The organism is Stenotrophomonas riyadhensis, from assembly GCF_040256885.1.
Lineage (GTDB): Bacteria > Pseudomonadota > Gammaproteobacteria > Xanthomonadales > Xanthomonadaceae > Stenotrophomonas > Stenotrophomonas riyadhensis.
In genome coordinates this window covers 2,557,180-2,584,086 of the sequence record NZ_CP155568.1, presented here as the reverse complement: position 1 = coordinate 2,584,086, position 26,907 = coordinate 2,557,180, and the positions used below count along the sequence as shown (strand labels likewise).

27 protein-coding genes are annotated in these 26,907 nt (G+C 68.4%); 17 read left to right on the top strand and 10 right to left on the bottom strand.

All coding sequences use genetic code 11. The features are described 5' to 3' along the window. Together modB and SriyCCGPB3_RS12110 are read left to right on the top strand one after the other, a co-directional pair. The gene (modB, locus tag SriyCCGPB3_RS12115) at positions 1–684 is read left to right on the top strand and encodes a molybdate ABC transporter permease subunit (protein ID WP_006371078.1); all 684 of its coding nucleotides are present in this window, start codon (positions 1–3) and stop codon (positions 682–684) included. Continuing rightward, positions 674–1,342: a sulfate/molybdate ABC transporter ATP-binding protein gene (locus SriyCCGPB3_RS12110; protein ID WP_248857794.1), complete on the top strand. Its 669-nt coding sequence runs from the start codon at positions 674–676 to the stop codon at positions 1,340–1,342. Before modB ends, SriyCCGPB3_RS12110 begins: the two co-directional genes overlap by 11 nt. Before the next feature lie 296 nt (positions 1,343–1,638). Here the strand turns inward: SriyCCGPB3_RS12110 and SriyCCGPB3_RS12105 are convergent, their stop codons facing one another. The 6 genes from SriyCCGPB3_RS12105 to SriyCCGPB3_RS12080 are packed head-to-tail and all read right to left on the bottom strand — an operon-like array spanning position 1,639 to position 7,786. After that, positions 1,639–2,439, bottom strand: coding sequence for a class I SAM-dependent methyltransferase (locus SriyCCGPB3_RS12105; RefSeq protein ID WP_350259304.1), 801 nt, complete (start codon positions 2,437–2,439; stop codon positions 1,639–1,641). Continuing rightward, positions 2,436–3,212, bottom strand: coding sequence for an ABC transporter ATP-binding protein (locus SriyCCGPB3_RS12100; RefSeq protein WP_350259303.1), 777 nt, complete (start codon positions 3,210–3,212; stop codon positions 2,436–2,438). Before SriyCCGPB3_RS12100 ends, SriyCCGPB3_RS12105 begins: the two co-directional genes overlap by 4 nt. Then, entirely contained in the window at positions 3,209–4,222 is a 1,014-nt protein-coding gene (locus SriyCCGPB3_RS12095; protein WP_350259302.1) for a FecCD family ABC transporter permease, read from the bottom strand. The genes SriyCCGPB3_RS12100 and SriyCCGPB3_RS12095 overlap by 4 nt, the downstream gene beginning before the upstream one ends. A 2-nt stretch (positions 4,223–4,224) precedes the next feature. After that, entirely contained in the window at positions 4,225–5,262 is a 1,038-nt protein-coding gene (locus SriyCCGPB3_RS12090; RefSeq protein ID WP_350259301.1) for an ABC transporter substrate-binding protein, read from the bottom strand. Next, a complete protein-coding gene (locus tag SriyCCGPB3_RS12085; protein ID WP_350259300.1) occupies positions 5,259–5,801 on the bottom strand; it encodes a DUF2478 domain-containing protein in 543 nt (180 codons plus the stop codon). Before SriyCCGPB3_RS12085 ends, SriyCCGPB3_RS12090 begins: the two co-directional genes overlap by 4 nt. A gap of 2 nt (positions 5,802–5,803) precedes the next feature. Beyond that, positions 5,804–7,786 carry a TonB-dependent receptor plug domain-containing protein gene (locus SriyCCGPB3_RS12080; RefSeq protein ID WP_350259299.1) on the bottom strand — a complete coding sequence of 661 codons (1,983 nt, stop codon included), beginning with the start codon at positions 7,784–7,786 and terminating at the stop codon, positions 5,804–5,806. 182 nt (positions 7,787–7,968) lie between these two features. Between SriyCCGPB3_RS12080 and SriyCCGPB3_RS12075 the strand changes: the two genes are divergently transcribed. Next, entirely contained in the window at positions 7,969–8,775 is an 807-nt protein-coding gene (locus tag SriyCCGPB3_RS12075) for a TOBE domain-containing protein (protein ID WP_180848229.1), read from the top strand. Positions 8,776–9,126: 351 nt separating this feature from the next. Here SriyCCGPB3_RS12075 and SriyCCGPB3_RS12070 read toward each other — a convergent pair whose 3' ends face one another. The 4 genes from SriyCCGPB3_RS12070 to SriyCCGPB3_RS12055 all read right to left on the bottom strand — a co-directional run bounded on the left by SriyCCGPB3_RS12070 (position 9,127) and on the right by SriyCCGPB3_RS12055 (position 12,352). Continuing rightward, positions 9,127–10,656 carry a flavodoxin domain-containing protein gene (locus SriyCCGPB3_RS12070; protein ID WP_180847672.1) on the bottom strand — a complete coding sequence of 510 codons (1,530 nt, stop codon included), beginning with the start codon at positions 10,654–10,656 and terminating at the stop codon, positions 9,127–9,129. Next, a complete protein-coding gene (locus tag SriyCCGPB3_RS12065) occupies positions 10,653–11,081 on the bottom strand; it encodes a PAS domain-containing protein (protein ID WP_032128130.1) in 429 nt (142 codons plus the stop codon). The genes SriyCCGPB3_RS12070 and SriyCCGPB3_RS12065 overlap by 4 nt, the downstream gene beginning before the upstream one ends. A gap of 228 nt (positions 11,082–11,309) precedes the next feature. Then, on the bottom strand, positions 11,310–11,624 hold the full coding sequence (locus tag SriyCCGPB3_RS12060) for an AzlD family protein (RefSeq protein WP_005409898.1): 315 nt from the start codon (positions 11,622–11,624) through the stop codon (positions 11,310–11,312). Then, positions 11,621–12,352: an AzlC family ABC transporter permease gene (locus SriyCCGPB3_RS12055; protein ID WP_014037422.1), complete on the bottom strand. Its 732-nt coding sequence runs from the start codon at positions 12,350–12,352 to the stop codon at positions 11,621–11,623. The genes SriyCCGPB3_RS12060 and SriyCCGPB3_RS12055 overlap by 4 nt, the downstream gene beginning before the upstream one ends. Before the next feature lie 127 nt (positions 12,353–12,479). Here SriyCCGPB3_RS12055 and SriyCCGPB3_RS12050 point away from each other — a divergent pair, with 127 nt between their 5' ends. The 14 genes from SriyCCGPB3_RS12050 (at position 12,480) to SriyCCGPB3_RS11985 (ending at position 26,738) form a co-directional block, all read left to right on the top strand. Beyond that, a complete protein-coding gene (locus tag SriyCCGPB3_RS12050) occupies positions 12,480–12,944 on the top strand; it encodes an Lrp/AsnC family transcriptional regulator (RefSeq protein ID WP_005409896.1) in 465 nt (154 codons plus the stop codon). 705 nt (positions 12,945–13,649) lie between these two features. Next, complete coding sequence (locus SriyCCGPB3_RS12045) at positions 13,650–14,330, top strand: TonB-dependent receptor (RefSeq protein WP_032128127.1); 681 nt, start codon at positions 13,650–13,652, stop codon at positions 14,328–14,330. Positions 14,331–14,346: 16 nt separating this feature from the next. Next, a complete protein-coding gene (locus SriyCCGPB3_RS12040) occupies positions 14,347–14,877 on the top strand; it encodes an RNA polymerase sigma factor (protein WP_180853969.1) in 531 nt (176 codons plus the stop codon). 69 nt (positions 14,878–14,946) lie between these two features. Then, positions 14,947–15,927, top strand: a complete 981-nt coding sequence (locus SriyCCGPB3_RS12035) for a FecR family protein (RefSeq protein ID WP_164162463.1) — start codon at positions 14,947–14,949, stop codon at positions 15,925–15,927. A gap of 58 nt (positions 15,928–15,985) precedes the next feature. After that, positions 15,986–16,537, top strand: a complete 552-nt coding sequence (locus SriyCCGPB3_RS12030) for a hypothetical protein (protein ID WP_110712521.1) — start codon at positions 15,986–15,988, stop codon at positions 16,535–16,537. A 144-nt stretch (positions 16,538–16,681) separates the two neighbouring features. After that, positions 16,682–17,242 (top strand): hypothetical protein, encoded by a 561-nt coding sequence (locus SriyCCGPB3_RS12025; RefSeq protein WP_239496473.1) that lies wholly within the window; start codon positions 16,682–16,684, stop codon positions 17,240–17,242. A gap of 57 nt (positions 17,243–17,299) precedes the next feature. Further along, entirely contained in the window at positions 17,300–17,737 is a 438-nt protein-coding gene (gspG, locus tag SriyCCGPB3_RS12020) for a type II secretion system major pseudopilin GspG (RefSeq protein ID WP_110712520.1), read from the top strand. A gap of 9 nt (positions 17,738–17,746) precedes the next feature. Then, positions 17,747–18,652, top strand: coding sequence for a type II secretion system minor pseudopilin GspK (gene gspK, locus SriyCCGPB3_RS12015; protein WP_350259298.1), 906 nt, complete (start codon positions 17,747–17,749; stop codon positions 18,650–18,652). After that, on the top strand, positions 18,649–19,812 hold the full coding sequence (gene gspL / locus SriyCCGPB3_RS12010; RefSeq protein ID WP_350259297.1) for a type II secretion system protein GspL: 1,164 nt from the start codon (positions 18,649–18,651) through the stop codon (positions 19,810–19,812). The genes gspK and gspL overlap by 4 nt, the downstream gene beginning before the upstream one ends. Then, positions 19,809–20,336 (top strand): type II secretion system protein GspM, encoded by a 528-nt coding sequence (gene gspM / locus SriyCCGPB3_RS12005; protein ID WP_032128120.1) that lies wholly within the window; start codon positions 19,809–19,811, stop codon positions 20,334–20,336. The genes gspL and gspM overlap by 4 nt, the downstream gene beginning before the upstream one ends. Further along, positions 20,333–22,714, top strand: coding sequence for a type II secretion system secretin GspD (gene gspD / locus SriyCCGPB3_RS12000; RefSeq protein WP_350259296.1), 2,382 nt, complete (start codon positions 20,333–20,335; stop codon positions 22,712–22,714). Before gspM ends, gspD begins: the two co-directional genes overlap by 4 nt. Further along, positions 22,711–24,144 carry a type II secretion system ATPase GspE gene (gene gspE, locus SriyCCGPB3_RS11995; protein WP_324187298.1) on the top strand — a complete coding sequence of 478 codons (1,434 nt, stop codon included), beginning with the start codon at positions 22,711–22,713 and terminating at the stop codon, positions 24,142–24,144. The genes gspD and gspE overlap by 4 nt, the downstream gene beginning before the upstream one ends. 7 nt (positions 24,145–24,151) lie before the next feature. Next, the gene (gene gspF, locus SriyCCGPB3_RS11990) at positions 24,152–25,351 is read left to right on the top strand and encodes a type II secretion system inner membrane protein GspF (RefSeq protein ID WP_350259295.1); all 1,200 of its coding nucleotides are present in this window, start codon (positions 24,152–24,154) and stop codon (positions 25,349–25,351) included. A 217-nt stretch (positions 25,352–25,568) separates the two neighbouring features. Beyond that, entirely contained in the window at positions 25,569–26,738 is a 1,170-nt protein-coding gene (locus SriyCCGPB3_RS11985) for a substrate-binding domain-containing protein (RefSeq protein ID WP_164080112.1), read from the top strand. The last annotated feature ends 169 nt before the right edge of the window (positions 26,739–26,907 follow it).

Here is a 26,907-nt window from a genome sequence, read left to right as displayed (position 1 = left end):
ATGGATCTCGACTGGAGCGCGCTGGGGTTGTCGCTGAAGGTGGCCGGTTGGGCCACCGCGATCAATCTGGTGCTGGGCGTGGCACTGGGTGCGCTGCTGGCGCGTCGGCGATTTCCTGGCCGTGAGCTGCTGGATTCACTGCTGACCCTGCCAATGGTGTTGCCGCCGACGGTGCTGGGCTATTACCTGCTGGTGCTGATCGGCCGTAACGGACCGATCGGTGCGTGGTTGCAGTCGTGGTTCGGCATCAACCTGGTGTTTACCTGGCAGGCGGCGGTGATCGCTGCGGCGGTGGCCTCACTGCCGCTGGTGTTCAAGCCGGCACGCGCGGCGTTCGAGGAAGTGGACGGACAGCTGGAGCAGGCCGCACGCACGCTCGGTGTGTCCGAAGCGGCGGTGTTCTTCCGCATCACGTTGCCACTGGCCTGGCGCGGCATCCTCGCCGGCCTGTTGCTGGCGTTTGCACGTGCGATGGGCGAGTTCGGCGCCACTTTGATGGTGGCTGGCAGCATTCCGGGCCGCACGCAGACGCTGTCGATCGCCATCTACGAGGCGGTGCAGGCCGGCCAGGACGGCAAGGCCAATGCGCTGGTGATCCTGACCTCGGTGGTGTGCATCGTGATCCTGCTGCTGGCCGCACGGTTGGTGGGCGGGCGTCGCCGGGAGCTGCGTGATGTGGCTTGACCTGCAGGTCCAGCGCCGACTGCAGGCGGCCAGCCAGGATTTCATGCTGGACGTAGCTTTGCAGTGCACGCAGCGGCAGGTAGTGCTGTTCGGCCCCTCGGGCGCCGGCAAGAGCCTGACCCTGAAGGCGGTGGCCGGGCTGCTGCGGCCGGGCCAGGGCCACGTGCGCCTGCAGGGGCAGACCTTGTTTGACGCGGCGACCGGCGTGGACCTGCCGCCGCAGCGCCGCCGGCTGGGCTACGTGTTCCAGGATTACGCACTGTTCCCGCACCTGAGCGTGCGCCAGAACGTGGCGTTCGGTCTGCAGAAGGGGTGGTTGAATCCGCGCGCCGGGCAGCGCTTCGAAGCGGTGGAGCAGTGGTTGCACGCATTCCGCATCGACACGGTGGGCGATCTGCTGCCCTCACAGGTATCCGGGGGACAGCGCCAGCGTACCGCCCTGGCGCGCGCCCTGGTGACACAGCCGCAGGCGCTGCTGCTGGATGAGCCGTTCTCCGCGCTGGACCATGACCTGCGCCAGCACCTGCGCCAGGAGCTTGAGACCGTGCTGGACAAGACTGGTATTCCGTTGCTGTTGATCAGCCACGACCCGCAGGATGTGGCCATGTTCGGCCATCAGGTGGCACGCGTGGTAGATGGCCGCATCGTCGGTGGTTGATCCGTGATGGGCGCACGGGCGATGGTTGGTTGCATCTGATGGTAGTGCCGGCCAGCGGCCGGCTCTACCGGTTCAGGGGTTCCGTGACGTACAGGCGATGGTTGGTTACGTCTGATGGTAGTGCCGGCCGCTGGCCGGCAACCACGGATTCCGGAGCAGCCGGCCAGCGGCCGGCTCTACCGGTTCAGGGGTTCCGCGACGCTCAGGCGATGAATGGTTGCATCTGATGGTAGTGCCGGCCGCTGGCCGGCAACCATGGAATCCGGAGCAGCCGGCCAGCGGCCGGCTCTACCGGTTCAACCGTTCGTCGCCCACTGGATGAACGCCCAGCGCCGGGTCGGTGCCATGCCGAAACGATGCTGCGGCGAGCGGGCATGCCATGCACGTACGCGCGCTTCCTCATCCGCATCCAATGCACCGAACAGCTCTACTGCCTGGCGCACCAGGCCATCGGCATCCTGTGCGACATCACGTACCGATTCGGGCAGGTAATCCACCTGCGGCTCGCGCCCCATGTCCAGCAGCATGTTGATCGGGTAGCGATGGTCGGGCATCGGCACCCAGTCACGGCCAAGCAGCCCGGCCAGCTCCGGTACGCCGGCACGAGGGCCGGTGGCGAAGGTAATGCAAGCGCGCTGGCGGGCGTGCGCATCCAGCCTGCGCAGCGCGGCCTCCAGATCCGGCACCATCAACGAGCGCGAGGCAATGGCCAGATCGCAACGTGGCACGTCGTCCCAGTCGTCGGTCCACGACAGCGCCCACGGTGTGATGTTGCCGATGCCGTCGCGGGTGATCGCGGCGCGCAGTCCTTCGAGCATACCGGTGCTGTAGTCGAGCGCGTGCACATGGCCCACCTGTGCGGCAATTGGCAGGCTCAGCAGGCCGGGGCCACAGCCGACATCCAGCACCGTGGCCACGCCACTGAGATCAAGCCGGTCGAGGAATGCCTCGCTGAAGTCATCGTGGCGCCGCTTCCAGCTGGACTGCGCGGCACGCGTATCCCAGGCACTGGCCGGCTTGGCTTGGAAACCACAGGCCTGCAGGTGTTGGCGGTAGCGTGCGCTGTGGTCGATCGGGGTCGGTAGCGGGGTACTCATGTGGAAATTCCGGAAGCGGGCAGGGCGGCGGCGACGCGTATGGCATCGACGTCATACAGGGTGGCGAGGCGCTCGGGCGTTGCGACCTCGCGGGCAGAACCGAGCACCTGCAGGCTACCGGCGGACATCAACGCGATGCGATCAGCCACCTGCAGCGCGTGCTGCGGTTGATGGGTGGACAGCAGCACGCCGATGCCACGCTCGGCCAGGCGGCGCACGGTATCGAGGATGCGCAGCTGGTTGCCGAAGTCGAGGCTGGCGGTGGGTTCGTCCATCACCAGCAATTGCGCCTGCTGGGCCAGTGCGCGCGCGATCAGCACCAGCTGGCGCTCACCACCGCTGAGCGTAGTGACGGTGCGTTCGGCCAAGGCCTGCAGGCCCAGTTCGCGCAGGCAGTCATCGGCGATGGCCTCGTCGGCGCGGCCAGGTGCGGACAGCAGGCCCAGGTGCGCGGCGCGGCCCATGGCCACCACCTCGCGCACGCGCCAGGCAAAGGGCAGCGGCGCGGCCTGCGGCACGTACGCCATGCGGCGGGCGCGGGCGGCGCGATCATGCGCGCGCAGCGGCGTGCCCTGCAGGTCGACTTCGCCGCGAACCGCAGGCAGCAGGCCGAGCAGGGTGCGGAACAGGGTGGTCTTGCCACAGCCGTTCGGGCCAAGCAGGCACAGCACCTCGCCGGGCTGCACCGACAGTGCAAACGGCACGCCCAGTGCCACGCCGGCATGGCCGATGACCAGGCCACGTGCTTCCAGAAGCGGGGCCGCAGCATTCATGGGCGACGCTCGCTGCGTGCCAGCACCAGCAGGAAACACGGCACGCCGACGAAGGCGGTGAGGATGCCGAGTGGCAGTTCGATCGGCGCCAGGGTGCGCGCCAGCGTATCGGCGGCAAGCAGGAAGCTGGCGCCGAGCAGCAGACTGGCCGGCAGCAGGCGACGGAAGTCGGCGCCGACCAGCAGCCGCGCGATGTGTGGAACCACCAGCCCGACCCAGCCGATGATGCCGGCCAGCGACACCGCTGCCGCCGTGCACAGCGTGGCGGCGGCGATCAGCGTCCAGCGCAGCGGGGTGACCGCCACGCCCAGCGCGCTGGCCTCCTCGTCACCCAGGCCGAGCAGGTTCACCCGCCAGCGCAGCAGCACCAGCGGCACCAGCCCGATCAGCAGCAGCGGCGCGGTGACCTTGAGGTCGTCGATGACCACCGCGTTCAAGCCACCCAGCAGCCAGAAGGTGATCGACGGCAGCTGCGTGTACGGATCGGCCAGCAGCTTCAGCAGCGAGATGCCGGCGCCGAGCAGCGCCGACACCGCAACGCCGGCCAACACCAGCACCAGGACCGGATCGTGCCGCCGCACCAGCGCTGCCACCAAGCAGACCAGGCCCACGGCCCCAAGCCCACCGGCGAAGGCGATGCCCTGCACCAGCAGCATCGGCAGGCCGAGGAACAGCCCCAGCGACGCACCGAGGCCCGCGCCGGCCGAGACGCCGAGGATGTCCGGCGATACCAGCGGATTGCGGAACATGGCCTGGTAGGCGGCACCGGCTGCCGACAGTACCGCGCCGATCAGCATGGCCGCGAGCACGCGTGGCAGGCGGATGTGCCAGAGCGCGGCCTGCACTGCGGGCGCGCTGGGTTCGCCGATGCCGAACAGCTGCCAGCCGATGGCCTGCAACAGCGCCGCCGGGCGCACCGGAAACTGGCCGACCGAGAACGCCAGCAACAGCATTGCCAGCAACAGGCTCCAGCCACCGGCATGCCAGGTCCAACGTGGAAGCGTTCGCATGTTCAGGCGTTCGCATCCAGGCTGCGTGCAAGCGCGGCGGGCAGTGGCTGGCCCCACAGCAGCTGATGCAGCGTGCCGATGCGGCCGCGCAGTGCGGCGGGTGCCAGCGCGGGGACTGCGCCCGGATGCAGCCTGGACAGCAGCCAGGGCAGGCCGGGCAGGCGGTTGACACCGGGCGGACCATCCAGCCATCCGAATGGCAGTACCGGCGCGCAGTGCAGGCGACGCTCGCGCACGGCACGCAGGGCGCGCCAGCGCGGGTCCTCTGTTGCACGAGCAGCGAACCCGGCATCCTGGGTCAGGATCACGTCCGGATCCCAGGCCAGCAGTTGTTCGAACGACACCCGGGCAAGGCCCCCGGCGCCGGCACTGGCAGCCACGTTGCGGCCGCCACAGAACTCGATGACTTCGGTGTTGATCGAGCCGGACAGACCGCTTTCCAGGCCATCGCTGCCACGCCCGTAGTACACGGTGGGCCGCGTCGCAGCGGGACGCGTCGCCAGCACCTCGTGCACCAGTGCCAACTGCGCCTCCGCTGCCTGCGCCAGTGCTTCGCCACGTGCAGCAACGCCCAGCAGCCGGCCGACGTGGCGCAGCTGCGCCGGATGATCGGGCAGGCGGCCGGCAATCAGCTCGAACGGAATCGCGGTCTGCTTCCAGACCCGCTCGGCCGAGTCGCGGTAACTGGCATCGAAGTCACCGGCATCCAGTACCAGGTCCGGCTGCATCGCAAGCAGGCGTTCAAGGCTGACCGTGCTGCCGCGCCCGGCCAGGCGACCGACCACCGGCAGCGTGCGCAGCGACGCCGGCAGCTGCGCCAGGGCTTCGGGCGATACCTTCATCGGCCAACCGAGCAGACGTTCGGGTGCCACGGCGGCGAGCAGTACCGCAGCCGGCGGACCGGCCGCGAACACGCGCTTGGGCGTGGCCTTGGGCGCACCCAGCCGCAGCACGCGCTGCACCGGCATCGCCAGCAGCTTGGCATTGGCGACCAGCAGCGGTGCCAGCGCGAATGCCTGCAGCAGGGCGCGCCGCCTCATGCGGCGGCCTCCGGCGCGGTGCGGCAGGCATCCCACCAGGCCTGCAACGCCGCGTCATCGGCGGGCAGCTCGACGGCCATGCCGCCGGTGAACTGGTGCCACGCGTCGAGGTAGGGCAGCTTCACCGCAGTCAACAACGGGATGCCGGCCAGCATCAGCGCCAGCAGCTCATCGGCCATGCCGCCGCCTTCCGATTCCAGCGTGCCGAAACGGTTGGCGATGACCAGCGCGGCGTGGTCCTGCAACGCGCGGCGCAGCACCACGCTGGCATCGGCGATGCCGCCCGGGTCCAGGTTGCAGCCACAGGAGGCCGGGCCCAGCGCCTGGCTGATCGGGAAGCGTGAGCCGGGATCGGTCACGTCCATCAGTGCCATGCGCTTGTTGCCGTTGGCGATGGGTTCGTGCGGCAGGTGCACCAGCCCGCGCACGCGGTGGCCGGCGGCCAGCTGGCGTGCGGCGAACGCGGCCAGAAGGGCATCGGGCTCGCCGCTGTGGTCATGCACGATCGCGGCAATGCGCGGGGCCTGTATGGCGGTCATGCTCAGAACCTCCAGTTGGCATTGGCGAACCAGGTGCGGCCCGGCATCGGGTAGCCGTCGGCCAGTTCGTACCATTTGTCACCGATGTTGCGCACGCCGAGGTCGAAATCCCAGGCGTCGCGCGGGCTCCAGCTGGCCTTCAGGCCGGTGATGCCATAGCCGGGCAGCTCGCGCACCGGACGTGTGGCATCGGCGTAGCTGACCTTGCGGCCCTGTTCGGCTTCCAGCGTGGCCTGCAGCTTCAGCTGTGGCAGAAGCTGCCAGCCCACCGCCATGAACAGCCGTTGGCGCGGACTGTCGAGCAGGGCCACGCGGCGGTCTTCCAGGTTGGTGCGGCGCAGCCAGGTGTAGCTGGTCTGCAGGTCCCAGTCGTCGCCGATGCGCTGGCGCAGGCCCAGTTCCACGCCCTGGTGGCGGGCCTTGCCGATGTTCTGCGCCTGGTTGCAGGTGCTGCCACCACATTCGCGCGAGGCCACCACGGCGTTCTGGATCAGGTCATCGATGCGGCTCTGGAAGAGGGCGGCCTGCAGTTGGCCACCGTCCCACCAGCGGCCACGCAGGCCGATTTCGAAATGCGTGGCATGTTCGGCCTTCAGGTCCGGATTGGGCAGCGCCGCACCCATGCGCGCCGAGTAGCGGTCCTTGATGGTCGGGAAACGCGTGCGCCGCGCGGCGCTTGCGTACCACTGCTGGTCCGGCGCCAGCTGCTGCACGTACTCCAGCACGGCGTTGGTGGCATCGGTGCTGCCGGTCGGCCAGAAGTACACGCGCTTGGCGTCGCGGCGGTCATGGCCGATACCCACGCACAGGTGCGAGGTGTCGGTCAGCGCGATGCGGTCCTCGATCGCCACCGAAGTGGTGACATCACGGAAGTCCTTGGTCGGCGAGTGCGGGTTGCGCTCGCTGTGCTGGTCTTCCTTGTAGTGGATCGCGAACTGCAGTTCCTGGCGCGGCAGCGCCGTCGTGGCCAAGGTCACCGAGCCGCCCACGGTGCGGTCATCGTAGATGCTGGGGAAGCTGCTGTTGTCCATCGCCACCTGGTAGCTACCGTCGGTGTAGGCGTCCAGGCCGTTGCCATAGGTATCGCGGTAGACGCGGGTGCGCAGCGTGGTGTGCTCACCCAGGCGGGTGTTGCCGATGAAGTACAGGCTGTCCTTGTCCCACCACGGCCAGCGCCAGTAGCGGATGCCGCTGCGCGCGGTGCCGGTGTAGACCGGGTTGTCCTTCTCGCCGTCCTGGCGCGCGTAGCCGATTGCGTACTCGTCGCCCTCGCGCGGGGTGTAGCCCAGCTTGAACGACAGGCGACGGTCGTCGCGCGAGGCGTTGCGCCGGTCCTTGCCGGTGTCGGTGGGTACGCGCTTGTAGTCGACGAAGCCATCCGGCAGCGGAAACTCATCGGCCTTCAGGATCGACGCACCGAGCTGGAAGTACCAGTCGCCACGACGCCCGCCGAGGTTGACCGCCGCCTTGCGCTCGCCGCCATCGGCGATGCCCAGCCGCACGTCGCCCTCCAGCGGGCGCTCGGGGCGGCGGCTGACCAGGTTGATCGCACCGCCGAGGATGTTCGGTCCGTACAACAGCGAGGCACCGCCGCTGGCGACCTGGATCTCGGCCAGGTCGAAGGTGGTGAAGCGGCCGAAGTCCACGTAGCCGTCATAGGGCACGTACAGCGGGATGCCGTCGAGGAACACCGGCACCTGGCGCGCATCGAAGCCGCGCAGGTAGACCATGTCCTCGTTGCGCGAGTTGCGCGCCAGGCTCACGCCCGGCAATACGCTGACCGCATCACCGACCGTGTTGCGGTCGAGCTGCTGGATGCGTTCGGCGTCGAGGCTGCGTTCGGCCACGGTGGGCGACGTGCCGCGCTCGGCATGCACGTCGATCGTGCCCAGGGTGAACACCGGCGGCGAGGCCGTGTCGGCCGCGGTGGCGGCAAGCGGGAGCAGCAGGGCGGACAGGGGTAGAACGAAACGACAGGTACGCATCCTCGCGAGTCCTCGGGTTCGTTATATCCAAGATGATATAACGGTTGGCAGGGGTCAACTTGATGACCGACCCGGGGATTCTCGGCGCTGGCCGGCACGGCCACCTTGATCGATATCAAGCACGGTGCAGGGCGGTCACGCCGTACACTGGCCGCTCGCGCGAACGCAGGGATCGAAGCACGATGAGTGAGGCCGAGCCGCCGTTGGAGCTGCAGGGCAACCTGTGGCTGAGCATTGCCGGGCAGAGCGTGGGTGGCCGCGGACGCTTCGCGCTGCTGGGCCTGATCGATGCGTGTGGCTCGATCAGCCAGGCCGCCAAGCGCATGGGCATGACCTACAAGAACGCCTGGGACGCGGTGGACGCGATGAACACCGCGGCCGGCGAACCGCTGGTCGCGCGCAGCGTGGGCGGCCGTGGTGGTGGCGGTGCGCGACTGACCGAGCGCGGCCACCAGCTGATCGCGCGGTTCGAGGAGGTCGAGCGCGCGCACCGTACGTTCCTGCAGTCGCTGCAGGCCACCCCCGGGCTGGACGAGGATCTGGCCCTGATCCGGAGAATCGGCATGATCACCAGTGCACGCAACCAGTTCCACGGCCGGGTCAGCGCGCTGGCCACCGGCGCGGTGAATGATGAAGTGCAGATCGAAGTGGCACCGGGCCTGGCGCTGGTGGCCACCATCACCCATGGCAGCGTGGAATCGCTGGGGCTGGCGGTGGGCGTGCCGGCCTATGCGCTGGTGAAAGCCTCGTCGGTGATCGTGGCGCAGGGCGAGGGCGCGCGCTACTCGGCGCGCAATCAGTTCACCGGCACGGTGGAGCGGATCACCGAGGGCGCGGTGAATGACGAGGTGGTGGTGGACATCGGCCATGGCTGCAGCGTGGTGGCGGTGATCACCCGTGCCAGTACCGCAGCGCTGGAACTGCGCGAAGGCAGCACGGCAACAGTACTGTTCAAGGCGTCGAGCGTGATCGTGGGCGTGCCGATGTAGAGCGGTCTGGTAGTGCCGGCCGCTGGCCGGCAGCTTCATGGTGCGAAGCGCAGCCGGCCAGCGGCCGGCTCTACCGATCAAGGGTTCGTGTGGTCCAGTGGTGATGGATCAATACAACTCGCAGTGCGTGCGGCCTTCACCTCGTAGCGTGTCCCAGTGCCCCTGGCCACCGACGGTGATCACCCGCGCCAGTACCGCAGCGCTGTTCAAGGCGTCGAGCGTGATCGTGGGCGTGCCGATGTAGAGCGGTCTGGTAGTGCCGGCCGCTGGCCGGCAGCTTCATGGTGCGAAGCGCAGCCGGCCAGCGGCCGGCTCTACCAGTCGAGCGTTCGTGCAATCCAGTGGAATGGATCAATACAACTCGCAATGGGTGCGGCCTTCGCCCCGCAGCGCGTCCCAGCGCCCTTCGCCACCGATGGCATCGATGGCCTCGCGCACCGCGCCTTCCAGGTGGCTCTTGTTGCCGCACAGGTACAGATGCCCACCGCGGGCCAATACATCGCGCACGTCATCGCCGCGCTGCTGCAGCACATGCTGCACATAGACCTTTTCGGCCCCATCGCGCGAGAATGCGGTATGCAGGCCGGCCAGCACGCCTCGCGTGTGCCAGTCCTGCAGCTGTTCGCGGTACAGGTAATCGTGCTTGCTGTGCTTCTCGCCGAACACCAGGTGCACTTCGCGCGCGCACGCGCTGGCCTGCAGCTCCTGCATCAGCCCCATCAACGGTGCAATGCCGGTGCCGGTGCCGACCAGCAACAGGGGGGCTTCGCCGGTATCGGGCAGATGGAAGCCGGGGTTGGAGCGGCAGTACACACGGGCATGGTCGCCACCGTGCAGCAGGCTGCCGGTGGCTGTGCCAACGCGCTCGCGGCCGCGCAGGGTGTAGCGTACTTCGCGCACGCACAGGCTCAGCTGGTCGTTGCAGGGGTGCGAGGCGATGGAATAGGCGCGCGGCAGGCGCGGTGACAGCAGCTCGCGCAGGCGGGCCAGCGGCACGCTGTCCGGGGTGGCGTGGTCCTGCAGCACGTCCAGCAGGTCCAGCCCGTGCAGGTAGGCTTCCAGCTCGCGCTTCTGGCTGACCTTCAACAGGCCCTTCAGCAGCTCGCTGCCGCCGAGCCTGGCCAGTTCGCGCAGCACGCCCTTGCTCAGCAGGCGCAGCTCGCGGTCATGCAGGGCGGCCACGGCGGCGGTGTCGCCATACCAGGTGGCCAATGCCTGCAGCAGGGCAGGGTCGTTCTCGGGTACTACGTGCAGGGTGTCACCCGCGCGGTACGCCATGCCACTGCCGGCAATGTCCAGCTGCAGGTGCCAGGCGGCCGGGTCGCTGCTGTTCAAGCGGCGGCGTTCCAGAATGGGGGCGGCAAAGGCGTTGTCTTCGCCATAGGCGGTGACCTGCAGGTGCAGGTCCTGGCCCGCGTTCACGTCGCCGTCCAGCACCTGGCCCAGCACTGGCTGCCATTGCTGGAAGAACTGCTCGTAGCCCAGGTCGGCATCCACGCGGTGCAGCAGCGGCTGCGCCTGGCGCTCGCTCAGCACGGCATCCAGCGCCTTGGTGAAGCCACAGAAGCTGGGGTAGCCGGTGTCACCGAGGCCGAATACTGCATAGCGCAGGCCGCTCAGCGTCGGGGTCTGGCGCAGCGTTTCGAAGAACTGCTCGCCGTTGGCTGGCGGTTCGCCGTCACCGAAGGAACTGGAGATCGCCAGCAGTACATCGCCGTGGCCGAGACTGGCCACGTCGATATCGTTGAACGGGAGCACCTGCGGCGCGTGCGGCTGCAGGTCCGCGCCCAGGCGCTGGGCCAGGGCGCGGGCATTGCCCGACTCGGACGCGAAACCCACCAGCAGGCGGCTGAAGGGCGTACTGGTCGGGAGGGCGTTCACGCGGCCTCGTAGAAGTCGTCGAACTTTTCCTTGCTGAACTCGACCAGGTCGTAGTTCTGCATCAGGTCGTTCACCACGCGGCGGATGCTGATGTACGAGGTGATGTTGCCCTCGGCATCGAACAGCGGCTGCACGGTGGTGTCCACCACGTAGAGCACGCCGCCCTTGCCGAGGTTGGGCACGATGCCGGTCCAGGTCTTGCCGGCCTTGATGGTGTCCCACATGTCCTTGTAGACGGCCTTGGGCACGTCCGGATGACGCACGATGCTGTGCGGCTGGCCGATCAGCTCCTCGCGGGCGAAGCCGGTGAGCGTGCAGAACAGGTCGTTGGCGTAGGTGATGTTGCCCTGCAGGTCGGTGGTGGAGATCACCATGACGTTCTGCATGGCATTCAGCAGCTGGGCGTTGTCGGGGGTGTAGCTCATCGCAGGGTCCTTGTGGATGCCGGTAACGCCGGCGTGTTCGGGTCCTGCATAGAAATACGCCCGCACGGCGGCGGGCGGTTTGACATTGATCAAGTGGGTGGCGGGATCGGCTGCGACCGGGTGTCGCAGGGAGAATCTCTGCAGAGACGAGCCCATGCTCGGCTCACGCGGCAAGCGGGAATGCCAGCAGCCGAGCATGGGCTCGGCGCTACAGGAACGGCGAGCGCGTCAGCCCATCAGATAGCGCAGTACACCCGCCGAGACCACGCCGATCAGCACCGTCGGCAGCATCGACAGCCGCGTGGCGGCCAGCAGGGTGATCGCCAGCGCGGCGAGGTCGGCGGGCTTGTCGGCGACGAAGTCGGGCGCGATCACCGAGATCAGCACGCAGCCCGGCGCGGCTTCCATCACCGTTACCGCGCGCTTGCTCAGCGTGCGGTTGCGCAGCGCGAGGAAGCCGACGATGCGGGTCAGGTAGGTGGCGGCGGCCATCAGCACGATGGTCAGCACCGAGGTCCAGTGGATCAATCCGTTGAAGATCATGCCGCGTCCTCCGCCAGCAGCCAGGCCGCGGCCAGGCCCGCCAGTGCGCCGCTGGCCACGTACCACGCACCCGGCACCAGCAGGTAGGTGGCAGCGGCCACCACCAGGCTGACCAGCCACGGGCGCGCGGCCTTCATGCCCTGCCACATGCCGCGCAGCAGCACCAGGAACACGGCGGGGAAGGCCATGTCGAAACCGTAGGCGTGGATGTCGCCCAGCATCGGGCCAACGATCGCGCCCAGCGCGGTGCAGGCGACCCAGACCGTGTACAGGCCTGCCGACACGCCCAGGTAATAGGCCAGGCTGAAGCCGAGCGCACGGCGGCGCGCATCGGCCACGCCCATCGCCCAGCTCTCGTCGCACATGAAGAACAGCGCCGGCAGCACGCGGCGGCGCGGCAGGTGCTGCAGCAGCGGGGCCAGGCTGGCACCCATCAGCAGGTGGCGGCTGTTGACCAGCGCGGTGATCGCCACGATCAGCGCGATATGCGGTGGCGAGGTCCACAGTTCGACGGCAGCGAATTCCGAGCCGCCGGCGAAGTTGAGGCCGGTCATCAGCGGCACTTCCAGCGCGCTCAGGCCCTTCTGGGCGGCCTGGGCGCCGAGCACCAGGGCGAAGGGAATGAAGCCGATCATCACCGGTACGGCGGCGCGCAGGCCGCGCAGGAATTCGGCGCGCGGCGCGGTATCGCAGGTATCGGGCAGGGGGAGGGTGGTACGGGCGTCCATGGAACGGCACAACGAGGTGGGGGTGGCCCATGCTAGCGGTCCGATCGCGAAATCGGGTTGCGTTGATGCCATTCGATTCGGGAATATTGGTACTCCATGCGGCCGGGGTCGCCAAAGGTGAAATCCCATGCAGTATCAGCTCGACAACCTCGATCGCCGCATCCTCGATGCCCTGCAGCGTGACGGTCGCCTGCAGAACCTGGAGCTGGCCCGGCAGGTGGGCCTTTCGCCCTCGGCCTGCCTGCGGCGGGTGCGGCTGCTGGAGGAAGGCGGCTACATCGACCGCTACGTTGCCCTGCTGAACGAGGCCAAGGTGGGGCGTGGCTTCACGGTGTTCGTGCGGGTGTGGCTGCGCGGGCAGGACGAGGACACCACCAACCACTTCATCAACAGCATCAAGTCTTTCCCGGAAGTGCTTGAATGCCATCTGATGGCGGGCGACTGCGATTTCCTGCTGCGGGTGGCGGTGGCGGATCTTGATGCCTACCGGCAGTTCCAGATGCAGCACCTGAACCGGATTGCCGGGGTGCAGAACACCAAGACCGAGATTCCGATGCAGCGGATCAAGCAGACCACCCAGTTGCCGCTTTGAGGATGAGGGGGCCGGCCGGGTTGCACCCGGCACCCGCGGTAGTGCCGGCCGCTGGCCGGCAACGTCAGGAGCAACAGCCGAAGCAACAGCAACAGCAGGCCTGCTGAGGGATGGCGGGGTGGGTCCGATTGCGGGGGACGCTGCAAGCCCCCCTCCGGGGCCCGGCCCAGCCGCTGGCGGCTGTGCGTTCGGGCGCTTGCGAAGCAGTGCTTCGCAAGCAAAGCGCCCTCACCCATGTAAGCTCGGTCGCCGCTTGCTCGTGTGCGCAGTCCTGCGCACACGGCAAGACCGGGGTTGGGCGTCCTGCCCAACCCGCCGGGCGCATGCGCCCGACCCATGCGGCTCACGCCCCCGCAACCGGACCCACCCCGCCTTCGACAGATTTCCGCGATCTGTCGGAACGGCATGAGCTGCTCTTGGTGGGTGTCGACCTTGGTCGACACGTTTTGGCCGGCACGGGGTCGGATCCCGTTGCTGCGCAACGGGCTCTGACCCCCGTGCGTAGATAGCGTGGTCTGTTCGATTCGTTGATGCCTGATCCGTGACTGGCTCCAGGAAGGCTGGCCCGACGGTCGGCCGTGGGCGGCGGTCATCGCAATGACATGTGCCCCCGGTACGGTTTGAGCCCGCTTGCTGGTCGCGCGCGGGCCGGGGTTCCGGTCGTGGCGCGCGTCCACTGCAGCTGCTGTCGCTGCCGAGGGTCATGTGTTCTACGTCAGGGGGCTGAATGGACACCATGCGGTCAGAACTTGGAAGGTGGCCATCGCCGCATGGCTGCTGCTGTCCTTTGCCGCTGTGGCGCAGGACGGTGTTCATGCCTACGACATCCCTGCGCAACCGCTGGAGCAGGCGGTCGAGCGCTTCAGCGTCATCAGCGGGTGGTCGGTGATGTACCCGGGCGATCTTGCCGCGGGCCGTAGCAGCCATGCGCTGCGCGCCAGCCTCGCGCCGCTGCCTGCCTTGCAGATGCTGCTGCAGGATTCCGGTATCGAGGCCGAGGTGATCGGCGAGCAGCGCGTGGTGCTGCGCCGGGGCACGCCCGCGGCAGCCGAACCCGGTATTGGCGCCGAGCTCCCGGATGCCGAGCGTCGGCGCCGCTATGGCGGGCTGCAGCAGCGCCTGCGTGCGGCGTTCTGTGACGACCCCGAGATCGCGCCCGGCCGCTATGCCGCAACGCTGCGCTTCCACGTCGATGGGGAGGGCCAGGTGCAGCAGCCCGAGCTGCTGTCCGGCAGTGGCAGTGCCCGCCGCGATGCGCGCCTGCTTCAGGCGCTGCAGGGCCTGGTGCTGGCGCGCGATGCCGCTGCGCTGCCGCAGCCGGTGACCCTGCAGATCCGTCCTTCCGGCGCCGACCACGACTGTGGCCGGCGCGCGCCCCTTCCATGACTTCAAGGATTCGAACATGAGCAACGGTACGGCTGGGGCAGTTGACCTGATGGACCACCTTCTGGGGGCCTACGACGAGCTGAAGCGCCGGCTGGTGCGCAAGCTGGGCTCGGAGGAGCTGGCCGGCGATGCGCTGCAGGACACCTGGATGCGCCTGAGTGCGCGCCGTGACCGCCTGGATGCCGTGCAGAACCCCGCGGCCTACCTGTTGCGCATGGCGATGAACACGGTGATCGACCGCCAGCGTGCCGACCACCGCCTGCTGAGCCTGGAAGAGGTGGATGCGCTGATGGAGATGGCCGACCCGGCACCGGGCCCGGCGCAGGCGGCCGAACTGGATTTCGCGCTGGAAGACATGGTCGGCCTGCTGCAGCGCATGCCCGAGCGCCGACGCCGCATCCTGCTGGCGATCCGCGTCGATGGCCTGCAGCAGCGCGACGTCGCCGACCAGCTGGGCGTGTCGCTGCGGCTGGTGCAGCGTGAGTTGAAGGCGGCCCAGGATTACCTGGCCGAGCGCAGCGGGCAGGGGCGCCAGGTGCGGTTCTGAGCGGCGGCATCCGTCTACACTTTGACGCCGAGCAGAACCCCGCAGCGTGCGGGTCCGGCATGAGCCCCCATGGATCCTGACGATCGCCCGCAACGCCCGCTGGATGCCGTCGAGCGTCAGGCCCACGCGTGGGTGGTGCGGCTGACCTCGGGCGAGGCCACCGCCGCCGATGGGCGCAGGTTCCGTGAGTGGTGCGAGGCTGACCCGCGTCATCGCGAAGCATTCGGCCGTGCGCGCCGGCAATGGGAGCAGGTACGCCTGGCCGGCGAACAGCTGCCCGCCGCTGCGCGCCAGCCGGTCGCGCCGACGCCGGCCCAGCGCTGGAGCCGGCGCGCCTTCCTGGGCGCCGCGATTGCCGCACCGGCCAGTCTGGTGGTGGTGGCGGCGATCCGCCCGCCGCTGGGGCTGTGGCCCTCGGTGACGGCGATGGCGGCCGATTTCCACACCGGCACCGGTGAACGGCTGCAGATCGCGCCCTTGCCGCAGCTGAAGATCGAACTGGATACGCAGAGCAGCCTGCGCCGTCGTGCGGACACGCAGGGCGAAGGCTTCGAGCTGGTGCAGGGCCAGGCCGCGATCGAAACCCAGGCAGGCCTGCGCCTTGCCCTGTTCGCGGGGCCGGGCTGCGTGATTGCCGATGAAGGTGCGGTGCGCCTGGACGTCCGCAACACCCACGGCCAGGTACGGGTAACCTGCCTGCAGGGCAGCGCCCGCATCGAGCACCCGCAGGGCCGCCTGCAGCTGCAGGCGGGCCAGCAGACCCAGTACGACGAGCGCCTCAGTGGCGTGGTGGCCGAAGCCCTGGCCTCGGAAGTGAGCGCCTGGACCGAGGGCATGCTGGTGTTCCGCCGCGCTCCATTGCGCGAGGTGGTGGATGAAATCAACCGCTACCGCCGCGGCAAGGTGCTGCTGGGCGAATCGGCATTGGCGCGGGCCCCGGTCAGCGGCCGTTTCCGCATCGATGATCCGGACGCGGCGCTGGAGCAGCTGCGACTGACGATGTCGCTGGATCTGCGTCGCTTTCCGGGTGGCATTGCCGTCCTTGGTTAGGTGAAGACGCTGGCCGTGCGCGCCGCGCAGGGCTGTTGCAAGCAAGGAGACGCCAAGGATGCGCAACGAGACCATCGGTGTGCTGGATCTGCGCCGCAATCTGTCGGCGTTGCTGGAAACCACGCAGCGACGGCCCTTGATGGTGCATCGCTATGGATCGCCGTGGGTGTGCGTGGTATCCGATGCGCAATGGCAGCAACAGGCCGTTCTGCTGGAGTTCGATCCGCAGTCCCACCCGTTGGCGATGCTGTTGCGGCTGCAGCAGCAGGTGCTGCCCCTCGCTGAGGCCGGCACGCTGCCGCCTGCGGCGATGGCGCGCGTGCTGCTGCTGATGGGCATGCACGGCATCGACGATCTCGTGCAACTGCACGAACAGGTGCAGCACCATCGTCTTTGGCACTGGTTCGTGGCCGGCACCCAGGGCGTGATGGATGGCTGGCAGCTGCCGGCGCTGCGTGTTGCGATGGCGTCATGGTGCGATGACGTGGATATGTCCAATGCGCTGGCAACGTTCGCCGCACGCAGCGATGTGGCGATACTGGCGCGCCGTTGCGGGGGCGAAGCGCCGCGACTGGAGCGCGAAGCCTGCAGGCAGATGACGCTGCGATGACGTTGCTGATGAAGCGCCACACAGCGCACAGAGATGCATTCGCGTTGTCGTTTCAACTGCCTTGCTGACGTCTTCTCCAGAGTACGACGCACCACGCGTCGTGGAGCACGGGCGGCGCCGATGGCAGATAGTCGCAGGATCAGCATGCTGGAACTGGATCGCCACCTGAGCCAGTCGCTGGAGCAGGCTCGGCACACGCCTGTGAACGTGCAGCGCTATGGGCACTCGTGGGTCTGGGTGCTGTCCAGTGATGCCTGGGCCGATGCGGCGCGCTGGGCGGCACTGGACAGCAGCGCGCATCCGCTGGCCGCGCTGCGGCGCGCCCTCGATCTGCAGCTGCGGCCCTGGCCCGAAGCGGCCATGAACGCGCTGCCGCTTGACGCGGGCGATGTGCGGCAGCTGCAACGTGCGGCGTTGCTGGTGGTCGTGCGTGATCTCACCAGTGCGCAGCGCGTGTACGACGATCTGCGCTACCACCAGGCCTACCGGATGTTCATCGGCCTCGACCATGGCACCGCGTGGTCGCCGATGCAGTGCGTGCGCCTGCTGCAGGCCTGCGCGCACCCGTTGCTGCGCGGCTGCATCGACGATGCGCTGGCCAGCGTGCCGCAGCACTTGTTCGAGTCTGCATGTGTACCTGCGGCACGTGCTGCGCCTGCACAGGCACACGCGCAGCGAATAGCAGGCGGATGTTTATCGTACTGACACATGCACCGCTGACCATGGCACAGCGGTCTCTTCCAGGATGACGAGGGCGGAACAATGGCAAGGCAGGTGGGTGGTCGCAGGGCTCGGCAGCAGGGCTTCAGCCTGATCGAGATCATGGTGGTGGTGGTGATCATCGGCATTCTCGCGGCATTGATCGTGCCGCGGTTGATGGACCGTCCCGACCAGGCGCGCGTGGTGGCGGCGCGCCAGGACATCGCGGCGCTGATGCAGGCATTGAAGTTGTTCAAGCTGGACAACGGTCGCTATCCCAGCGCCGAACAGGGCCTGCAGGCGCTGGTGAAGCCGCCGCAGGGCGGCGGTGCGATGCCGGTGACACCGTATCTGGATCGCCTGCCGAATGACCCATGGGGCCATCCGTACCAGTACCAGATTCCCGGAACCCATGGCGACATCGATGTGTTCTCGCTGGGTGCGGACAGCAAGCCCGGTGGCGACGCCGGGAACGCGGACATCGGCTCCTGGCAGCTGTGAGGCGTGCAGATGACAGCCCGGACGCGTTCGGTCCCGTGCACCCGCCAGCGCGGCATGGCGGTGATCGTCGCCCTGCTGGTGGTGGCATTGGTGGCGGTGATTGCCACCGCACTGCTGACCCGGCAGTCGGCACAGCTGCGTGCGCTGCGTGGCGACCAGCTGCGTGCGCAGGTGCGCATGGCGGTCGATGCCACCCTGGAGCGTGCGGCGCAGCAGCTGCGTGACGATGTAAAGGAGCAGTTGACCACGGTGCGCAGCGGCCGTTGGGCGCGTCCACTGACGCTGCAGGCGCCGCTGCCGGTGCAGTTGCAGCTGGTCGATGCACAGTCCATGTTCAACCTGCGCAACCTGCTGGCCTATGGCAAGCCGGACCCGGAGGCACGGCGCGCGTTCATCGCGCTGTGTGCCGGGCAGGGGCTGGGGCAGGGTGCCTGTGCATCTGCTGCCGATCACATCCAGGCGCGGCTGCGTGATGGCGACCTGCAGGCGCAGGCGCCGTTGCCGCGTGAATCGCTGATCGAGCAGGCCCTGGCGGGCGCCGACCCAGTGGCGGTGCAGGCACTGGCTGGGCGCACCGTGGTGCTGCCGGCCCAGACCCTGGTCAATGCCAACACCAGTGACATCAGCGTGTTGCAGGCGGTCACTCCCGGCGTGGAGCCGGGGCGCCTGCAGGCGCTGCTCGGTGAGCGCGACGGTGGCCATTGGCTGCTCAACCGCGGCGATATCGCCAATCGACTGCAACTGAGCAACGCGCAGATGGCCGTGGTGCCGCTTGGCATTCATAGCGAGTGGTTCCTTGCCGTCGGCCAGGTACAGGCCGATGGCAATGTGGTCGACTTCCGGGCCCTGATCTGGCGCGAGTACCGCGATGACAGTGTGCGCGTGCAGCGTGTGTGGACGAGGATTGGAGCATGAGCGTGCAGCTGAGGGTGCGCCTGCCGGCGCTGGAACACCTGCGCGCCGACAGTACGGTCGAGTGGGCGCAGTTGCACAAGAGTGGGGTGCTGGCCCATGGCCGCGAGGGCTTGGCCGTGCTCGGGCAACGTCATCCGCAGGCCGAGGTGCTGGCCTGTCTCGATCCGCAGGACCTGATCCTGCTGGAACTGCAGCTGCCGCCACTGTCGGGCCGCAGGCTGCAGGCCGCACTGCAGGGCGAAGTAGAGGCGATGCTGCTGGATGACCTGCAGGAGGTCGCGTTGGCACACGGTGCGCAGGCGGCGGACGGCACGGTTCCGGTGGCCTGGCTCGGCCAGCAGGCGGTCCTGCAGGCGCAGCAGCTGCTGGCCTCGTGCGCACTGCAGCTTCAGGCGCTGTATCCGACGCCGCTGCTGCTGCCGTGGCAGAACGGCCAGGCAACGCTGCAGGCTGCCGGTGAGCATCTGCTGGTGCGCTGCGGGCGCGATCGTGGTTTTGTGCAGTGGTGCGGTGGGCGCGACACAGCGGCGGTGCTGCAGTCGCTCGCGACGCGTCTTCAGCAATCCGGGGTGCAGGCCGTGCAGTGGATCGACAGCGTGCCGTCGGCGTGGCCGGAGAACCTGCCGGCCACCGTGGTCGCGCATGAACAGCAGGCGTGTGGCCCTCTGCCGGGATGGTCATTGCCGCTGCCCGGTGCGGGTCGGCAAGCGCCACGACTGGCGATCGGCCTCGCGTTGGCGGCAGTGCTGCTGGCCGCACTCGGCCTGCAGCTGCAGGTCTCGCGCTGGCGGATCGAGGGCGAGGCGCTGCAACAGGACATGGCGCGGCAGTTCGGCTCGCACTTTCCGGAGATCACCGATGTGGTGGACCCGGTGCTGCAGGCGCGGCGCGCGCTGGCCGTGCCGTTGCCGGCGCCGCCGTTGCCACCGGTACAGCGGCAGGTCGCAACGACGCTGCAGGCGATTCCGGAGTTGGGCGGCCAGGTGCGCGGCCTGCACTATCAACCCGGCCAGTTGGAACTGGAGCTGGACGCCGATGCGCAGGCGGTAGCCGATGACGCACAGCGGCTGGAGCAGTGGCAGCAGGCGGCGCGGGCGCAGGGCCTGCAGCTGGCGCGCGAGGCCGGTGGACGCCTGCGCGTGAGCGGGGGCGGACAGTGACCGCCAGAGCCGTGCGCCTGGGCGAGGGTGTGGCCGGTCTGCAGCGACGCTGGCAGCACCTGCCGCCGCGCGACCGCTGGATGCTGTGGGTGATGGTGCTGGCGCTGCTGGCAGCGGGGCTGTGGTCCTTCTGGCTGGAGCCGCTGCTGAAACAGCGCGCGCACTGGCAGGCTGAGCTGCCGCGGCTGCAGGCGCAGGCGCGCGCACTGGCGCCGCTGCTGCGTGCACGCGAACGCCAGCAGCAGGTGCAGGGGCAGCGCCCGACGCTGGCCGCGCTGCGTAATGGAATCAAGTCCGCCGGCCTCGCCGATGGACTGCATGTCGAAGCACGCGACGGGCGTTGGCACCTGCAGGTGCAGGCGGTACCTGCTGACGCACTGTGGAACTGGCTGCTGCCCGTGCTGGCCGATCCGGCCATCGAACTGCAGCAGCTGCAACTGACACGCACAGGGGATGCGAACATGCCGGCGGCACGGATATCCGGAAACATCGTGATGGCACTCACTGCGGGTGGCCATTCATGAGGGCGATGCGCAGCCTTGCCTGCAGCACTGTATTGGCCCTGATCGTGGGTGCCGCTCACGTTGTTACGCCGGCACAGGCGCAGGACGCCCGCGATGAGCCGGTGCAGTTGAACCTGGTGGATACCGATATCGGCGGCGTGCTGCGCATGGCAGCTCGGTTCACCGGCCGCCAGTTCCTGGTTGACCCGCGGGTGACCGGCAAGATGACGGTGGTTTCCGATGGCCCGGTCAGCCGTACCCAGGCTTACCAGTTGCTGCTGGGCGCGCTGCGCATGCGTGGCTTCGCGGTGGTCGAGAACGGCGGCGTCAGCCGGGTGGTGCCGCAGGCCGACGCCAAGCTGTTGGGCGGGCGCGTCGGCACCGGCGGTGCGGGCGGTGAGGTCGCCACGCGCACCTTCGCGCTGCGCTACGAGAACGCGGCCGCGCTGGTGGCGGTGCTGCGGCCGATGATCAGCCCGGACAACCCGATCACCGCCAATCCGGGCAACAACACCCTGGTGATCACCGACTATGCCGACAATCTGGAGCGCATTGCGCGGGTGATCGCCAGTGTCGATACACCGGCCGGCATGGACACCGACGTGGTGAAGCTGCAGCAGGGGATCGCGGTGGACGTGGCTGCGATGGTCGCGCCGCTGCTGGATGCCCAGGGCGCCGAGCCCAGCCAGAAGGTGGTGGTGATGGCCGACCCCCGCAGCAACAGCGTGCTGCTGCGTTCCAGCAGCCCGGGCCGAACGCGCCTGGCGCGGCAGTTGGTGGAGAAGCTGGACCGCGCGCAGGACGAGTCCGGCAACCTGCATGTGGTCTACCTGCGCAATGCCCAGGCCAATCAGCTCGCCGGTGTGCTGCGCGGCGTGGTGGCCGGGCAGAGCGATGTACCGGCAATGGGCAGCAACGAGGGCATCACGCCACTGCCCGGCGATGCAAACCGTTCCACACCCGCGCAACCGTCGCAGCCACAGCAGGCCAAGGCCGGTGGCAATGCGCTGGAGTCGCAGCGGCTGGACCCGAACCGCCGCGACCCGATCGACGCCGGCAGCACCGGCTTCAGCCAGAATGGCATTTCGGTGCAGGCGGACGTGGCCACCAACACACTGCTGATCTCCGCCCCCGAGCCGGTGTACCGCAACCTGCGGCGGGTGATCGACCAGCTCGACCAGCGTCGTGCACAGGTGCTGGTGGAAAGCCTGATCGTGGAGGTCAACCAGACCGACGCGGCCGAACTGGGCGTGCAGTGGATGCTGGGCAATGGCCGCACCTTCGGCGGCACCCACTTCGGCGGCACCACCGGTGGCAGCGGGCTGAACACCACCGCACGCACCACTCTGGACGTGCTGCCCAAGGATGGCCTGAAGATCGGCGTGATCGACGGCACCATCAACCTGCCCGGCGTCGGCCAGATCCTCAACATGAAGGCATTGGCCAACGCGCTGCAGAGCAAGGGCGGTGCCAACATCCTGTCCACGCCGAACCTGATGACGCTGGACAATGAAGCGGCCAGCATCATGGTCGGGCAGACCGTGCCGTTCGTCAGCGGCCGCTACGTGACCGACGGTGGTGGTGGCAGCAACAACCCGTTCCAGACCATCGTGCGCGAGGACGTGGGCCTGAAGCTGCGGGTGCGCCCGCAGATCTCCGAGGGCGGCACGGTGAAGCTGGACATCTACCAGGAAGTCAGCAGCATCGACGCGCAGAGCGCGAACAGCACGGCCGGCATCATCACCAACAAGCGCGCCCTGGATACCAGCGTGCTGCTGGACGATGGCCAGATCATGGTGCTGGGTGGCCTGCTGGAAGACAGCGTCAGCCATGGCCGTGATGCGGTGCCGGGGCTGGGAAAGATTCCGGTGTTGGGCGCCTTGTTCCGCAGCGACACGCGCAAGCGCGCCAAGACCAACCTGATGGTGTTCCTGCGCCCGCACGTGGTGCGTGACCCCGCCGCCGGCCAGCGCCTGACCCGCGACCGCTACGACTACATGCGCAACGCGCAGGCCGGCGCGCAGCCGGTACAGAGCTGGGCCTTGCCGACGCTGTCGGCACCGCAGCTGCCACCGCAGGACCTGTCTGTACTCGGCCAGGGCAATGCACGCGATGGCCAGGGCCAGCCGCTGCAGAACAGCAGCCTGGCGGCGCTGTACCCGTCCGGTGACGGCGATGCGCAGCTGGTGCAGTTCGCGCAGGGGCTGGACCCGGCGCGTGCCAGCCAGGGCGTGGCGCAGGTGCGTGCACTGGGCCTGCAGGCCTATGCCGAAACGACGCCCGGCGAGAGCGGGCAACGCCTGCGCGTGCGATTGCCGCGCGATCCGGCGACGCTGGACCCCGCGCTGCAGCAGCTGCGCGGGCTGGGCTACACGCCGGAACTGGTGATCGGGCCGTGAGCGCCGCCGCGCCACTGCCGTACGCCTGGGTGCGCAGCCATGGCGTGATGCTGTCCGAAGTTGGCGGCGAGTCGGTGCTGCTGGGCACCGCCGAAACCGCGGCGTGGGCCGTGGCCGAACTGCGCCGACGGCATGGCCCGCTGCCGTTCCAGGCACTGGATGCTGCGACCTGGCAGCAGCGGCTGGGTGAGCAGTACCGTGACGGCGGCGACGCCGCTGCCGTGGTCGGTGCTGCTGAAAGCGAAGTCGATCTGGACCGGCTGATGCAGGACATGCCGGAAGTCACCGATCTGCTGGACGCGCAGGACGATGCGCCGGTGATCCGCATGATCAACGCGCTGCTGGCACAGGCCGCACGCGATGGTGCCAGCGACCTGCACATCGAGCCGTTCGAGACCCACTCGGTGGTGCGCTACCGGGTGGATGGCACCCTGCGCGATATGGTGCAGCCACGGCGCGCACTGCACGCGGCGCTGGTGTCGCGCATCAAGATCATGGCCCACCTGGACATCGCCGAGAAGCGGCTGCCGCAGGACGGGCGCATCGCGATCCGGGTGGGTGGGCGTCCGTTGGACATCCGCGTCTCCACGGTGCCGACCGGGCATGGCGAGCGCGCCGTGCTGCGACTGCTGGAGAAGGATGCCGGCCGTCTGCAGCTGCAGCGCCTGGGCATGGCCGATGACACCCTGGCCACGTTCACCGGATTGATCCGGCAGCCGCATGGCATCGTGCTGGTCACCGGCCCGACCGGCAGCGGCAAGACCACCTCGCTGTACGCCGCGCTGGGCCAGCTCGACAGCAGCACCAGCAACATCCTCACCGTGGAGGACCCGGTGGAGTATGACTTCGCCGGCATCGGCCAGATCCAGGTCAACGCGCGTATCGGCATGAGCTTCGGCACGGCGCTGCGCGCGATCCTGCGCCAGGACCCGGACACCATCATGATCGGTGAGATCCGCGACCTGGAGACCGCGCAGATTGCGGTGCAGTCGTCGCTGACCGGCCATGGCGTACTGGCCTCCCTGCACACCAACGACGCGATTTCGGCGGTGACCCGCCTGGCCGACATGGGCGTGGAACCGTTCCTGCTGGCCTCGTCGCTGCGCGGCGTGCTGGCGCAGCGGCTGGTGCGGCGGCTGTGCACGCAGTGCCGGCGCGCCGAGGTGGACGACGAGGGCCGTATCGTGTGGCGTGCGGTGGGCTGCGCGGCCTGTGCCAACAGCGGCTACCGGGGACGCACCGGTATCCACGAACTGTTCGTGGTCGACGACCGCGTGCGTGCGCTGATCCACGAAGGGCAGGGGGAACCTGCGCTGCGCGAGGCGGCACGACGTGCCGGCATGCGCACGTTGCGCCAGGACGGCCAGCGCTGGGTCGACAGCGGGGTGACCACGCTGGAAGAGATCCTGCGCGTCACCGGCGACGACTGAGGGCTGCATGGCGCTGTTCGACTACCAGGCCGCCAACGCGCAGGGCCGCATCGAGAAGGGCCAGCTGGACGCCGACAGCCCGCGCGGTGCGCGCCAGGTGCTGCGCGGTCGTGGGCTGACGCCCGTGCAGGTCAGCGCGGCCCGCAGTGCGGGCAGTGGCTGGGGCACGCGGCGACTGTCTGCCAGCGAGCTGGCCTGGGCCACGCGCCAGCTGGCCAGCCTGCTGGCCGCGAGCCTGCCGTTGGAATCCGCATTGAGTGCGGTGATCGAACAGGCCGAGCGCCCGCATGTGGCCCAGGCACTCACCGCCGTACGCGCCGACGTGCGTGCCGGCCAGCGCCTGACCGTTGCGCTGGCTGCGCGGCCGCGCGATTTTCCGCCGATCTATCGGGCGCTGGTGGGCGCCGGTGAAGACTCCGGCGACCTGGCACGGGTGATGGAGCGCCTTGCCGACTACATCGAAGAACGCAACGCGCTGCAGGCCAAAGTACTGACCGCTTTCATCTACCCAGCGGCGATCAGCCTGGTGTCGGTGGCGATCGTGATCTTCCTGCTCAGCTACGTGGTGCCGCAGGTGGTGACCGCGTTCGTGCAGGCGCGGCAGACGCTGCCGATGCTGACCCAGGTGATGCTGGCCGCCAGCGCGTTCGTGCGCAGCTGGGGCATGTGGGCAGGGCTCGGCATCGCTGCGTTGGTGGTGGCATGGCGGTTGGCCCTGCGCAAGCCCGAGCTGCGCCTGCGATGGGACGCGATGCTGCTGCGGGTGCCGATGGTCGGGCGTTTCGTGCTGGGCGTGAACAGTGCGCGCTTTGCCTCGACGCTGGCGATCCTGCTGGATGCCGGTGTGCCACTGCTGCGTGCCTTGGAGGCGGCGCGGCAGACGCTTGGCAATGCGCTGCTGGCGCGTTGTGCCGATGACGTGTCTGCGCGCGTGCGCGAAGGTGCGGCGCTGGGTGCTGCGCTGAAGGTGCAGAAGGTGTATCCACCGATCCTGGTGCACCTGGTGGCCAGCGGCGAGAAGACCGGCTCGCTGGCGCCACTGCTGGACCGCGCTGCACAGACGATCTCGCGCGAGATCGAGCGTCGCGCGATGGCGCTGACCGCGCTGCTGGAACCGACCATGATCCTGGTGATGGGCGGCGTGGTGCTGACGATCGTGCTGGCCGTGCTGATGCCGATCATGGAAATGAATCAATTGGTCCAGTGATGCGCAACGCGCATCAAGGCACGCTTTCGATTCTCCACACAATCCTCCACACCTTTTTTCGATCTTCCACAGGTTTCTTAAGCGGCCTGTCATCGGCGCGGACCAGCATAGCCACGTCGCCGCAGAGTGGGCTGGGAGGCCCTCGGCGGCAGCAGGCGTGTAGTGACCGTTCCTCCCTTGGTGTTTCCCTTCGCAGTAAACCCTTCAGGAGAAGATCATGAACAAGTACAAGACCCTGGCCGCGCTGGTTGCTACCGCGCTGCTCGCCACCGCCGGTGCCGCTTCGGCCCAGCAGTCGCTCATCAACGGTGGCGGCGCCTCGCTGCCGGCCGACCTGTACAAGGGCCAGGCCGACAGCATCCTGCCGGCCAACTTCAGCTACGCCGTGACCGGCTCGGGCACCGGCAAGAAGGCGTTCCTCGAGAACACCATCGGCCTGTTCATCACCAACGGCACCGGCAACGTGCATTTCGCTGGCAGCGACTCGGTCCTGAGCAGCACCGAGATCACCAACTACAACAACTCGGCGCTGGCCTCCACGCTCGGCCCGGTGCTGCAGCTGCCGTCGGTCGCCACCTCGGTCACCGTGCCGTACAACAAGGCCGGTGGTGATCTGAACCTGGACGTGGCCAAGATCTGCGGCGTGTTCTCGGGCAAGATCAACGACTGGTCGCAGCTGGACAGCGCCCGCAGCGGCGCCATCAAGGTCATCTACCGCGGCGAAAGCAGCGGCACCAGCGAGCTGCTGACCCGCTTCCTGACCGCCGCCTGCGCCACCGAAGACCTGAGCGCCACCCGTCTGGTCGGCGGCAAGTTCCAGGTCAAGTCGACCTTCGCTGATCTGTTCACCCGCGATGCGCAGAACAACCTGCCGGCCTTCCTGGAAGCGGCCCCGGCCACCGGCGGCACCTCGCTGTACAACCGTGTCTACCAGGTTGCCGGCGCCATCGGCTATGTCGGCCCGGACGTGATCCCGAACCTGCAGGACGCGACCAAGGTTGCCAAGGTGAAGGGTTTCTCGCCGGATGAAGTGAGCGTTGCCGCCACCCTGAACACCATCGCTCCGCCGACCGGTGCCGACATCTCCAACCCGGCCAAGTGGGTGCCGGTGTTCACCAACCCGACCGCCGGCTACCCGATCGCCGGTTACACCAACCTGCTGTTCGCACAGTGCTACCGCACCCTGCCGCAGCGCCAGGCCGTGCGCAACTTCCTGGAAAAGCACTACAACCTGGGCGTCGATGGCAACAACGATGCTGCCGTGCGTGCGCACGGTTTCATCCCGCTGACCCAGACCTGGCGTGAAGCCGTTGCCAACAACCTGATCTCGGCCACCCCGGCCACCGGTCTGGGCAACGCCAGCACCTGCGCCGGTATCGGCCGTTGATCCACCGAACCTGCTGAACAGGGCGCCGACCGCGAGGTCGGCGCTTTTTTTTGCGTCCTTCGCCTGTGAAGGCACTGTCGTTTTTCCGGCGCATGCCCCGTCTATCTGGTAGTGCCCGGCCGTACCTGCGGGCAGCCGAATCTCCTCCTATGCCGAAGACCGTCCGTCG